Source organism: Phycicoccus sonneratiae, from assembly GCF_016887965.1.
Classification (GTDB): domain Bacteria; phylum Actinomycetota; class Actinomycetes; order Actinomycetales; family Dermatophilaceae; genus Phycicoccus; species Phycicoccus sonneratiae.
This window is the reverse complement of record NZ_JAFDVD010000005.1, coordinates 74,514-87,105: the sequence shown is the minus strand read 5'-3', so window position 1 is coordinate 87,105 and position 12,592 is coordinate 74,514. Positions and strand designations below refer to the sequence as shown.

The window sequence follows — 12,592 nt, the reverse complement described above, 5'->3', positions numbered from 1 at the left end:
ATCCTGGAGGTCAAGGACCTCGTCGTCTCCTACGGCAAGATCAAGGCCGTCAAGGGGATCAGCTTCACGGTCGGCGAGGGCGAGGTGGTCTCGCTCATCGGCACCAACGGCGCCGGGAAGACGACCACGCTGCGCACCATCTCGGGTCTCCTGCGCCCGACGTCCGGGTCGATCCGGTTCAGGGGCCAGGACCTCACGAAGGTGGCGCCGCACGACATCGTCTCGCTCGGGCTGGCCCACTCCCCCGAGGGCCGGCGGATCTTCCCCAAGCTGAGCGTCGAGGAGAACCTCATGCTCGGCGCGTTCTCCCGCAAGGACAAGGGGATCCGCGCCGACCTCGACGCGGCCTTCGAGCTCTTCCCCATCCTCCAGGAGCGGCGCGCGCAGCCGGCCGGCACCTTCTCCGGCGGTGAGCAGCAGATGCTCGCCATGGGCCGGGCGATGATGAGCAAGCCCCAGCTGCTCATGCTCGACGAGCCGTCGATGGGGCTGTCCCCGCTGATGATGAAGCGGATCATGACGACCGTGACGACGCTCCAGGAGCAGGGCACGACGATCCTCCTCGTCGAGCAGAACGCCCAGGCCGCGCTCAAGCGGGCGACGAAGGGCTACGTGCTCGAGGTCGGCACGATCGTCCTCTCCGGTACCGGCTCGGAGCTGCTCGCGAGCGACGACGTCCGCAAGGCCTACCTGGGCGAGGACTGACCCCACCTGGGGTGGCCGGCATGACCTCCTTCCGGCACGACGAAGGCGCCCGCGCGCTGGCCCGGCTCGCCTACCGCACCCTCGAGCCGTACCACCTGGCCGCGTACTTCGGGCCGCACGTCGACGCCACCCGCGAGGAGCTCGGCATCGGCTGGCTCGGTGCCTACACGGGGATGCGCGCCGCTCCGCTGGGGTCGGTGCCGGGTGAGGTCGTCGCCGCGACGTTCCACGGCTTCCGGCCGGCCGCTGTGACCAAGGCGTGGGGGCTGGCGCTTTCGCGGCACACGCCGGGCGGGCTCGACGAGGTCCGCACGCGCTGCCTCGACCTCGGCCTGCGGGAGGCACTCGGCGACGCCGTCGACTCCCCCGGGCTCACCGACCTCGTCGCCCGGCTTCGCCCGGTGCTCGACGCCCTCGACCCCGGGGGGCGTCCGCTCGCCGCGGCGTTCGCCGCCCAGGGCTGGCCCGATGCGCCCCACCTCGCGTTGTGGCACGCGTCGGCCCTCTGGCGGGAGTGGCGCGGCGACGGCCACGTGGCGGTGCTCACCGGCGCCGGCCTGCGACCCCTCGAGGCCCTCGTCCTCTACGACGCCTGGGTGCGCGACACCCGCCCGGCCGAGGCCGGCAGCCGCGGACGACCGTTCCTCCAGCCGACCCGGAAGTGGACCGACGAGGAGTGGGCCGAGGCCATTGACGCCCTGTGCGGTGCCGGGCTGCTGGCCCGCGACACCGACGACCCCGCCCTCACCGAGGCCGGTCGCCGGCTCCGGGACCACCTCGAGGACGCCACCGACGACGCGTCTGCCGCGGCGTGGGTGGGCGTCGAGGACGCCGAGGCGCTGCTGACGGCCGTCCGCCCCTTCGCGAAGCGGGTCATCGACACCGGCTGGCTCCCGGGCACGACCGACCGCCGCTGAGGCTCAGCCCGCCTTGCGGGTGGTGGCCTTCTTCGTCGTGCGGGTCGGCTCACGCCGCGTCGAGGTGCCCTTGGCCGCCGACTTCTTCGCGGCGGCCTTCTTCGCGGGCGCCTTCTTCGCCGGGGCCTTGCTCGCCGCGGCCTTCGCCGTGCCGGACCGCTTCGGGGTGGTCGTGCGCGCCGTCTTGGCGAGCACCGGCGCGAGGAAGCGACCGGTGTGCGAGTCCTCGAGCGCGGCGACCTCCTCGGGCGTCCCCTCGGCGATGACCCGGCCGCCGCCGCTGCCGCCCTCGGGGCCGAGGTCGACGATCCAGTCCGCGCTCTTGATGACGTCGAGGTTGTGCTCGATGACGATGACCGTGTTGCCCTTGTCGACCAGGCCCTGGAGCACGCCGAGCAGCTTGCGGATGTCCTCGAAGTGCAGGCCGGTGGTCGGCTCGTCGAGGACGTACACGGTGCGACCGGTCGAGCGCTTCTGCAGCTCGGAGGCGAGCTTGACGCGCTGGGCCTCACCGCCGGACAGCGTCGGCGCCGGCTGCCCGAGCCGGACGTAGCCGAGCCCGACCTCGTTGAGCGTCGTCATGTGCCGCGCGATGGCGGGCACGGCCTTGAAGAAGTCGGCGGCCTCCTCGATCGGCATGTCGAGGACGTCGGCGATCGTCCTGCCCTTGAAGTGCACCTCGAGGGTCTCGCGGTTGTACCGCGCACCGTGGCAGACCTCGCAGGGGACGTAGACGTCCGGGAGGAAGTTCATCTCGATCTTGATCGTGCCGTCGCCGGAGCACGCGTCGCAGCGGCCGCCCTTGACGTTGAAGGAGAACCGGCCCGGCTGGTAGCCGCGGACCTTCGCCTCCTCCGTGGTGGCGAAGAGCTTGCGGATGTGGTCGAAGACACCGGTGTACGTGGCCGGGTTCGAGCGCGGGGTGCGGCCGATCGGGCTCTGGTCGACGTGGACGACCTTGTCGAGGTGGTCGAGCCCGGTGACCGACTTGTGCCGGCCGGGCACGTGCCGGGCGCCGTTGAGCTTGTTGGCCAGCACGTTGTAGAGGATGTCGTTGACGAGCGTGCTCTTGCCGGACCCGGAGACCCCGGTGACGGCGACGAGGTTGCCGAGCGGGAACCCGACGGTGACGGAGTCGAGGTTGTGCTCGGTGGCCCCGACGACGACGACCTCGCGCCCCCGCTCCTGCGGGCGCCGGACGGCCGGCGTGGGGATCTCGCGCCGACCGGACAGGTACTTGCCGGTGATCGAGTCGGGGTGCGTCAGCAGGTCGGCGACGGTGCCGGAGTGGACCACCTGCCCGCCGTGCTCGCCGGCACCCGGCCCGATGTCGATGACCCAGTCGGCGGTGGCGATGGTGTCCTCGTCGTGCTCGACGACGATGAGCGTGTTGCCGAGGTCGCGCAGCCGGGTGAGGGTCTCGATGAGCCGGTGGTTGTCGCGCTGGTGCAGCCCGATGCTCGGCTCGTCGAGGACGTAGAGCACGCCGACGAGCCCGGACCCGATCTGCGTCGCGAGCCGGATGCGCTGGGCCTCGCCGCCGCTCAGGGTGCCGGCCGGCCGGTCGAGGCTGAGGTAGTCGAGGCCGACGTCGAGGAGGAACCCGAGCCGGGCGTTGATCTCCTTGATGACCCGCTCGGCGATCTGCCGTTCGCGGCTGGTGAAGTCGACGTCCTCGAAGAAGCGGGCGGCGTCGGCGATGGCCAGCCGGGAGACCTCGGCGATGGACCGGCCGCCGATGAGCACGGCGAGCGACTCGGGCTTGAGCCGCGCGCCCTTGCAGACGGGGCAGGGCACGTCGCGCATGTAGCCCTCGTACCGCTCGCGGCTCCAGTCGGAGTCGGTCTCGGAGTGCCGGCGCTTGACGAACGGGATGGCCCCCTCGAAGCCGGTGGAGTACGAGCGCTCGCGGCCGAAGCGGTTGCGGTAGCGGACGTGCACCTTGTGGTTGCGCCCGGTGAGCAGGGCGTCGCGGACCTTCTTCGGCAGCTCGCGCCACGGGGTGTCCATCGAGAACCCCAGCTCGTCGGCGAGGGCGCCCATGACCCGCTGGAAGTAGTCGGCGGCGCCGGACGCGGTGGCCCACGGCGCGATGGCGCCCTCGGCGAGGCTGAGGTCGTCGTCGGGGACGATGAGGTCGGGGTCGACCTCGAGCTCGGTGCCGATGCCGGTGCACTCGGGACAGGCGCCGAACGGGCTGTTGAACGAGAACGAGCGCGGCTCGACCTCGTCCATCTGCAGCGGGTGGTCGTTGGGGCAGGCCATCTTCTCGGAGAACCGGCGCTCGCGGTCGGGGTGCCCCTCCTCGAGGTCGACGAACTCGACGACGAGCACCCCGCCGGCCAGGCCGAGCGCGGTCTCGACGGAGTCGGTGAGCCGGCGCTTGGCCGAGGCGTCCGCGGCGCCCTTGGCGACGAGCCGGTCGACGACGACGTCGATGGTGTGCTTGACCTGCTTCTCGAGCTTCGGCGGCTCGCTGAGGGTGACGACCTCGCCGTCGACCCGGGCGCGGGAGAAGCCCTTGGCCTGGAGCTCGGCGAAGAGGTCGACGTACTCGCCCTTGCGGGCCCGCACGACCGGGGCGAGCAGCTGGAAGCGGGTGCGGTCGGGGAGCTCGAGGAGCCGGTCGACGATCTGCTGCGGGCTCTGCCGGGTGATCGGCTCGCCGCAGACCGGGCAGTGCGGGCGGCCCGCCCGGGCGAAGAGCAGGCGGAGGTAGTCGTAGACCTCGGTGATGGTGCCGACGGTGGAGCGCGGGTTGCGGTTGGTCGACTTCTGGTCGATGGAGACCGCGGGCGAGAGCCCCTCGATGAAGTCGACGTCGGGCTTGTCCATCTGCCCGAGGAACTGCCGGGCGTACGCCGACAGCGACTCGACATAGCGCCGCTGGCCCTCCGCGAAGATCGTGTCGAAGGCCAGCGAGGACTTGCCCGACCCGGACAGACCGGTGAAGACGACGAGGGCGTCGCGGGGCAGCTCGATGCTGACGTCCTTGAGGTTGTGCTCGCGGGCACCGCGGACGACGAGGTGGTCATGACTCACGACGGCCACTCTAGGTGTCCTCACCGACAGGCCTCTCCTCGCAGGTCCGCCGTCTAGGGTCGGCGACGTGAGCACCCCCATCGGCGAGTACGCGCTCCTCGGCGACACCGAGCGCGCCGCCCTCGTGAGCCGGCACGGGGCCGTCGACTGGCTCTGCCTCCCACGTTTCGACTCCCCCGCCTGCTTCGCCTCCCTCCTCGGCACCGACGAGCACGGCCGCTGGTTCCTCGGCCCGGTCGAGGAGGCACGGGCCACCCGCACCTACCGGGGCAGCAGCTTCGTGCTCGACACCGTCCACGAGACGGCCTCGGGGCGGGTCAGGGTGACCGACCTCATGCCCTTCGGCGACGGCCGCGCCGACCTGCTCCGGGTCGTCGAGGGCCTCGACGGCGCCGTCGAGATGGACCACCAGTGGGTCGTGCGCACCGGCTACGGCAAGGTCCTGCCGTGGGTCTCGCGGGTCGAGGACGCCGACGGGCAGACCGTCATCCGGGCGGTCGCGGGGCCGGACATGCTCGTCCTGCGCGGCACGCGGCTCCCCGAGCCCGAGGACCACCACCACGCCGACCGGTTCACCGTGCGGGCCGGGGAGCGGTACGAGTTCGCGATGACCTGGGTCCCGTCGTGGTCCGGGGTGCCGGAGGCGCTCGACGTCACCTCCCGCATCGAGGACACCGTCCGGCACTTCGACGAGTGGGCCGACCGGCACGAGCACCGCGGTCCGTACCGCGACGCCGTCACCCGGTCGCTCCTCGTCCTCCGGCTGCTCACCGACGAGCTGCGCGGTGGCATCGTCGCCGCCCCGACGACGAGCCTGCCCGAGGACGTCGGCGGCGAGCGCAACTGGGACTACCGGTTCTGCTGGCTGCGCGATGCCTCGCTGACCCTCGAGGCGCTCCTCGCCTGCGGGTACGTCGACGAGACCCGGCTGTGGCGCGACTGGCTGGTGCGTGCGGTCGCCGGCGACCCGGCCGACCTCCAGATCATGTACGCCGTCGACGGCTCGCGCGAGCTGCCCGAGCGCGAGCTCGACCACCTGCCCGGCTACGAGGGGTCCCGCCCGGTGCGGGTCGGGAACGCCGCGGTCGACCAGCGGCAGAGCGACGTCCTCGGCGAGGTGATGATCGCCCTCGACGAGGCGCGTCGGCTGGGGGTGGCCGAGTCCGCGGAGTCCTGGGCGGTCCAGAAGGCGCTCGTCGACGACCTCGCCGACCACTGGGACCAGAGCGACAACGGGCTGTGGGAGATCCGCGGCGAGCCGCGGCACTTCACGCACTCGCGGGTCATGGTGTGGGCGGCCTTCGACCGGGCCGTGCGCGCCGTCGAGGAGGACGGCCACGACGGCGACGTCGAGCGCTGGCGCGCCCTGCGCGACGTCGTGCACGCCGAGGTGTGCGAGAGGGGCTACGACGCCGGACGCGGCACGTTCACCCAGCACTACGACACCCGCGAGGTCGACGCGGCGCTCCTCCTCATCCCGACCGTCGGCTTCCTCCCGGCCGACGACGAGCGGGTGCTCGGCACGGTCCGGGCGGTCGAGGAGGACCTCCTGCGCGACGGGTTCGTCCTGCGCTACCGCACCCAGAGCGGCGTCGACGGGCTGACCGGCGACGAGAACCCGTTCCTCGCGTGCTCGTTCTGGCTGGCCGAGGCCTACGCGCGCACCGGCCGGCTCGACGAGGCGCACGCCCTGATGCAGCGGCTGCTCGACGTCCGCACCGACCTCGGTCTGCTCTCGGAGGAGTACGACCCCCGCACCGGGCTCCTCCTCGGCAACTTCCCTCAGGCCTTCTCGCACCTGGCCCTCGTGCGCGCGGCCTGCGCGATCGCCGCGGGCGACGCGGCCGACGGCCGGCGGTAGCGTCGGCCCATGGCCTCCCCCGACCTGCTGTCCCTCGTCGCCGTGCACACCGACCGGCTCGTCGCGACCACCCGCGGCCTCGACGACGTCGCGGCGCCGTCGCTCTGCGAGGGCTGGACCCGCGGCCACGTCGCCAGCCACGTCGCGCGCAACGCCGACGGCCTGGTGCGCCTCGTCCGCTCGGCCGTCGACGGCACCCGCGACACGATGTACGGCAGCCGGGAGGAGCGCAACGCCGACATCGAGGCCGGTGCCGCGCGGTCGGCGTCCGAGCTCGCTGACGACCTCGAGCGCTCCGCCGAGGCGCTGGCGCCTGAGCTGGCCCGGTTGCACCCCGAGCACGCCGACCACCCGCTCGAGCGGACCCCCGGCGACATCAGGGGCCGGGCGGCGGACATCCCGCTCATGCGCGTGCGCGAGCTGACCTGGCACCACGTCGACCTCGACGCCGGGTTCGGGTTCGCCGACCTCGAGCCCGAGCTGCTCGCGCTCTTCCTCGAGGACGAGGTGGCCCGGCTCCGCGACCTCGACGACGCCCCGGACGTCACGCTCCGCAGCTCCGAGGGCGACGAGTGGACGGTGGGCGTCGGCACCGCCGAGGTCTCCGGCGACCGCGCCGCCCTGCTCGGCTGGCTGGCGCGCGGCCTCACCGACGGGGTCACCGCCGACCCGCTCCCCCGGCTCCCGGCGGGGCGGTGAGCACGGTGTCGTACACCGGCGAGGTGGTCCCCGGCGGCCCGAGCGACGTCCGCGACCTCGGCCCGCTCGTGCTCCGCAAGATGGCCGTGTCGGACATGCACAACAACGTCTACCTGCTCACGTGCGCGGCCACCGGCGAGCAGCTGATGGTCGACGCGGCCGACGACGCCGAGCGCTGCCTGGCGCTGGTCCGCGAGGGCACCGGCCGGCTCGACCACCTCGTGACCACGCACCGGCACTGGGACCACGTCCGCGCGCTCGAGGAGGTCGCCCGCAGCACCGGGGCGCGCACCTACGCGGGCGCCGACGACGCGGACGCCCTGCCGCTCACCCCGGACGTCCGTCTGCGGCACGGCGACCCGGTGCGCGTCGGTGAGCTGGTCCTCGACGTCGTGCACCTGCGCGGGCACACGCCGGGGTCGGTCGCGCTCGCGTGGGCGGCACCGGACGGCGCGACGCACCTGCTCACCGGCGACTCGCTCTTCCCCGGGGGCGTCGGCAACACCAAGCGCCCCGAGCAGAGCTTCGAGGACCTCTACCGCGACGTCACCGAGCGCGTCTTCGACGTCTACGACGACCGGACGTGGTTCTACCCCGGACACGGGAACGACGGCCGGCTCGCCGACGAGCGGCCGCACCTGGACGAGTGGCGGGACCGCGGATGGTGATGGCTAGCCTGACGCGGTGACGTCCGCCGCCGACCGGGTCCCCGCCCCGGTGCTCGTGCTCGCGGGGATCGTCTCGGTCCAGTTCGGCGGGGCGCTCGCCGCGACCCTCGTGCCGGCCGTCGGGGCCGGTGGCTCGGTCGTCATCCGACTACTCTTCGCGACCGCCCTGCTGCTGCTCGTCGTCCGGCCCCGGTGGCGCGGGCACTCGCGACGGGCGTGGACGACGGTCGCGGCGTTCGGGGTCGCGCTCGGGCTGATGAACTTCGCGTTCTACGGCTCGCTGGCGCACCTGCCCATCGGCGTCGCGGTGACCATCGAGTTCATCGGGCCGCTGTCGCTGGCGGCCGCCCTGTCGCGGCGGGTGCTCGACGGGGTCGCGGTGCTCGCGGCCGCCGGCGGCGTCGTCCTCATCTCCGAGGCCCTGGACGTGCCGCTCGCCGAGCTCGAGTGGACGGGGATCCTCTTGGCCCTCACCGCCGGTGGCTTCTGGGCGGCGTACATCGTGCTCTCCGGGCGGACCGGCGCCGAGTTCCCGAAGCTCGAGGGGCTCGCGCTGGCCATGGTCTTCGCGACCGTCGTCACCCTGCCGTTCGGCCTCGGGAGCGTCGCCTCGTGGACCCCGGAGGTGCTCGCCAAGGGCTTCGGCATCGCCGTGCTCTCGTCGGTGCTTCCGTACTCGCTCGAGCTGCTCGCCCTGCGCCGGCTGCGGGCGCAGGTCTTCGGCATCCTCCTCAGCCTCGAGCCCGCGGCCGCGGCGCTGGCCGGTCTGCTCGTCCTCGGCCAGCGGCTGCACCCGACCCAGCTGCTCGGGATGGGGCTCGTCGTGGCCGCCTCGGCCCTCGTCCTCGGGCTCGGTGCCCGCAAGGACCCCGCGGAGTCGGCGGCGACCTGAGCGGCCGGCGGCTCAGTCGTCGATCAGCTCGGGGTGGCGCCGGGTGCGCCAGAGGCTGGCGACCGTGGTGACGCCGAGGATGACGACGATCGCGCCGAGCGAGACGGCGATCGGGATCTCCGGGACGTCGACGTTCTCGCCCCCGTTGAGGAACGGCAGCTCGTTGGTGTGCAGCGCGTGGAGCAGCAGCTTGACGCCGATGAAGGCGAGCAGGACCGCGAGGCCGATGCTCAGGTAGATGAGCTTCTTGAGCAGGCCGCCGATGAGGAAGTACAGCTGGCGCAGGCCCATCAGCGCGAAGAGGTTGGCGACGAGCACGATGTACGGCTCGCGGGTCAGACCGTAGATCGCCGGGATCGAGTCGAGGGCGAAGAGCAGGTCGGTGGTGCCGAGCGCCAGGATGACGAAGAACAGCGGGGTGGCCAGGCGCTTGCCGGTCTCCTTGGAGAACAGCTTGGTGCCGTCGTAGTCCTTGGTTGCCGGGAAGCGCTTCTCCATGAACTTCATGAAGCGGTTCTCCTCGAACTCGTCGTCGTCGCTCTCCCCCTCCCGGGCGAGCTTGACGGCGGTGTAGATGAGGAAGGCGCCGAAGATGTAGAAGACCCAGCTGAAGTTGTCGATCGCGGCGGCGCCGACGGCGATGAAGATGCCCCGCAGGATGATCGCGATGACGATGCCGACCATCAGCGCGAACTGCTGGAGCTTCTCGGGCACCGCGAACTTGGCCATGATGAGCAGGAAGATGAAGAGGTTGTCGACCGAGAGCGAGTACTCGGTGAGCCACCCCGCGAAGTACTCCCCCGCCAGCTGGCCGCCGGCGAAGAGCCACATCCCGAGCCCGAAGAGGACGGCCGCGCCGACGTAGACGGCCAGCGCCAGGGACACCTCACGGGTCGAGGGCCGGTGCGGCCGGCGGGCGATCATCACGACGTCGAAGGCGAGGACGGCCGCGGCGACGCCGATCGTCACCCACCACACCCACGGGGCCAGGTCGAGGTCGGGCGTGGCCGTCGGCATCAGGGCAGGGTGCACCGCGCCAGCCTAACGGCGGGTGGACGCCTCGACGCACGGCGTCCGCACCCTCCTACGCTGGCCGGCATGGCGAGCATGCTCGAGGACCTCTCCCTGCTGACCAGCCTCCACCGACAGGTCGTCGAGGAGTCCGGACGGGCCGATCTCCTCGAGGTCACCGACGCCCTCGAGCGCCGGTGCCGCGGCGAGGAGGAGGGCGACCCGGCGGCGCTCGTCGCGGCCCTCGACCCGGACACGACGGCCCGCATCGCCCGGCTGCTCACCGTGCACCTGCACCTGACGAACCTCGCCGAGGAGCGCCACCGGGCGCGGTCGCTGCGCAGCGAGGACGGCGAGTACGGCGGCGGCGCCGACACCGGCGACATCGGGCCGGCGGTCGCGGCGGCCGGCCCGGACGCCCGTGAGCGGGTCGAGCGGATGCGCATCCACCCGGTGCTCACCGCCCACCCCACGGAGGCGCGGCGCCGGGCGGTGGCCTCGGCCCTGCGGCGCATTGCCGAGCACCTCGACGCGCACGACGACCCGGGGTCGGGACCGTCCGAGCGGGCCAGGGCACGGCGCCGGATGCTCGAGGACATCGACATCCTCCAGCGCACCTCGACGCTGCGGATCACCCGGCCGACCCCGGCCGACGAGGTGAAGACCGTCCTCACGGTGTTCCGGCAGTCGCTCATCCACGCGGTGCCGCGGTTCCAGCGGGCCGTCGAGGCCGCGTTCGGCGGCGACGTGCGCCCCGGCGAGACACCGCTTCCGCCCATCGTGCGCTTCGGCTCGTGGGTCGGCGGCGACCGCGACGGCAACCCGTTCGTCACCGCCGAGGTCACCCGCGAGACCGTGCGGGCGCACGCCGACCAGGCCCTCGAGATCCTCCACGACGCCGTCGACCGGGTGGCGCGGATGATCACCGTCGACGAGGAGTCGACGCCCCCGACCGCGGCCCTGCGCGACGCGCTCGCCAACGACGCCGCCGCCCACCCCCGGCTGCTCGCCGAGGTCACCAAGGACTCCCCCAACGAGCCGCACCGGCAGAAGCTGCTCGTCGTCGCGGCCCGGCTGGCGGCGACGCGTGACGAGCGGGCCGGCGTGGCGTACCCGGGTCCCGACGAGGCGCTCGAGGACCTCCGGCTCGTCCAGGACTCGCTCGTCGCGGCCGGTGACGCGCGCACCGCGTTCGGCGAGCTCCAGGACGTCGTCTGGATGGTGCAGACCTTCGGCTTCCACCTCGCCGAGCTCGAGGTGCGCCAGCACTCGTCGGTGCACCGGGCGGCGCTCGTCGACGTCCTCGGGATGCTGCCGGACGGTGACCGGCCGGCCGACGCGGAGGCCGCGGCGGACGACGCCGAGCTGCTCGACCGGCTCGCCGTCGACGGGTGGCCGGAGCTCGAGGGGACGCCCGAGGGCGCCACCCGCGAGGTGCTCGACACCCTGCGGGTCATGGCCTGGCTCCAGCAGCGGTGGGGCCGGCGCTCGTGCGGGCGCTACGTCGTCTCGTTCAGCCAGTCGGCGGCCGACCTCGTGGCGGTGCGGGCGCTGGCCCGTCTCGCCGTGGGCGACCGGCCGCTGTCGCTCGACGTCGTGCCGCTCTTCGAGACCGGCGCCGACCTCGACGCCGCGGACCGCACCCTCGAGGCGTGGGTGGCGCTGCCGTCGACGGCGTCGTGGCTCTCCGGGGTCGAGCGGCGGGTCGAGGTGATGCTCGGGTACTCCGACTCGGCGAAGGACGTCGGGCCGGCATCGGCCACCCTGGCGCTGCACCGGGCCCAGGTGGGGCTCGTCGCGTGGGCGGCCCGTCACTCCGTGGAGCTGACGCTCTTCCACGGCCGGGGCGGGTCGCTGGGACGCGGCGGCGGACCGCTGCACCGGGCCATCGCCGCGCAGCCGACCGGGTCGGTCGACGGGCGCTTCAAGGTCACCGAGCAGGGCGAGGTGATCTTCGCGCGCTACGCCGACGTGCGCATCGCCGAGCAGCACCTCGAGCGGGTGGCCTCGGCCGTGTTGCTCACCGACTCGCCCGCGCACGCGGCGTCGCGGGACGCGGCGCTCGGGCGGTTCGAGGAGGTCGGGTCGGCCGTCGACGCCGCGAGCCGTCGGACCTTCCGGTCGCTCGTCGAGCAGCCGGGGTTCGCCGACTTCTTCGCGATGTCCAGCCCCCTCGACCTGCTGGCCGACCTGCGGCTGGGCTCGCGTCCGTCGCGGCGGTCGGGGTCGGAGTCCGGGCGCTCGCTCGATGACCTCCGCGCCATCCCGTGGGTGTTCGCGTGGTCGATGACCCGGGTCAACCTGCCGGGGTGGTACGGGCTCGGAAGCGGGCTGGCGGCGCTGCCGTCGCTGGAGCCGGCGCGCGAGGCCTACCGGGAGTGGCCGGTGTTCGCGGCCCTCGTCGACGTCGCCGAGATGAGCCTCGCGAAGACCGACGACGAGCTGGCGGCCGGGTTCCTGCGGCTGGGCGGTCGCCCCGAGCTGGCGTCGCTCGTGCTCGAGGAGCTCGCCCTGACCCGGCGGATGGTGCTGGAGCTCCTGGGCCAGTCGGAGATGCTCGAGCGAAAGCCCCACCTGCACACCGCCGTCGGGCTGCGGCGGCCGTTCGTCGACATGCTCAGCCACCTGCTGCTGCGGGGGCTGGCGGAGTTCCGGTCGGCCGGTGAGGAGGCGGGGTCGGAGTGGCACCGGCCGCTGCTGCTGACCGTCAACGGGCTGGCCGCGGGACTCCAGAACACGGGGTGAGGTTGCACCGCATTCTGGTGCAACTTTGCTGTGCTGCAGGCGAATACCTGTG

The 12,592-nt window shown here is 73.0% G+C and carries 9 protein-coding genes; 7 read left to right on the top strand and 2 right to left on the bottom strand.

What is annotated here, in order from left to right; translation table 11 throughout:
• Together JQN70_RS03865 and JQN70_RS03860 are read left to right on the top strand one after the other, a co-directional pair.
• Positions 1-705 carry an ABC transporter ATP-binding protein gene (locus JQN70_RS03865; protein WP_434063743.1) on the top strand — a complete coding sequence of 235 codons (705 nt, stop codon included), beginning with the start codon at positions 1-3 and terminating at the stop codon, positions 703-705.
• A gap of 20 nt (positions 706-725) precedes the next feature.
• Positions 726-1,622 carry an SCO6745 family protein gene (locus JQN70_RS03860; protein WP_204130003.1) on the top strand — a complete coding sequence of 299 codons (897 nt, stop codon included), beginning with the start codon at positions 726-728 and terminating at the stop codon, positions 1,620-1,622.
• 3 nt (positions 1,623-1,625) lie between these two features.
• On the opposite strand, the gene uvrA is transcribed toward JQN70_RS03860, so the two are convergent.
• A complete protein-coding gene (uvrA, locus tag JQN70_RS03855; RefSeq protein WP_204130002.1) occupies positions 1,626-4,745 on the bottom strand; it encodes an excinuclease ABC subunit UvrA in 3,120 nt (1,039 codons plus the stop codon).
• Here uvrA and JQN70_RS03850 point away from each other — a divergent pair.
• Genes JQN70_RS03850 through JQN70_RS03835 form a run of 4 tightly spaced genes read left to right on the top strand, consistent with a single transcriptional unit; the run spans position 4,732 to position 8,784 of the window.
• A complete protein-coding gene (locus tag JQN70_RS03850) occupies positions 4,732-6,525 on the top strand; it encodes a glycoside hydrolase family 15 protein (RefSeq protein WP_204130001.1) in 1,794 nt (597 codons plus the stop codon). The two genes, uvrA and JQN70_RS03850, sit on opposite strands and share 14 nt — an antisense overlap.
• Before the next feature lie 9 nt (positions 6,526-6,534).
• Entirely contained in the window at positions 6,535-7,224 is a 690-nt protein-coding gene (locus JQN70_RS03845; protein ID WP_204130000.1) for a maleylpyruvate isomerase family mycothiol-dependent enzyme, read from the top strand.
• A 5-nt stretch (positions 7,225-7,229) separates the two neighbouring features.
• A complete protein-coding gene (locus JQN70_RS03840) occupies positions 7,230-7,892 on the top strand; it encodes an MBL fold metallo-hydrolase (protein WP_307835819.1) in 663 nt (220 codons plus the stop codon).
• 16 nt (positions 7,893-7,908) lie between these two features.
• Entirely contained in the window at positions 7,909-8,784 is an 876-nt protein-coding gene (locus tag JQN70_RS03835; RefSeq protein WP_307835800.1) for an EamA family transporter, read from the top strand.
• Positions 8,785-8,796: 12 nt separating this feature from the next.
• Here JQN70_RS03835 and JQN70_RS03830 read toward each other — a convergent pair whose 3' ends face one another.
• Complete coding sequence (locus JQN70_RS03830) at positions 8,797-9,801, bottom strand: TerC family protein (RefSeq protein ID WP_204130161.1); 1,005 nt, start codon at positions 9,799-9,801, stop codon at positions 8,797-8,799.
• Between the two features lie 81 nt (positions 9,802-9,882).
• Between JQN70_RS03830 and JQN70_RS03825 the strand changes: the two genes are divergently transcribed.
• Entirely contained in the window at positions 9,883-12,540 is a 2,658-nt protein-coding gene (locus tag JQN70_RS03825) for a phosphoenolpyruvate carboxylase (protein ID WP_204129999.1), read from the top strand.
• Positions 12,541-12,592: the final 52 nt, after the last annotated feature.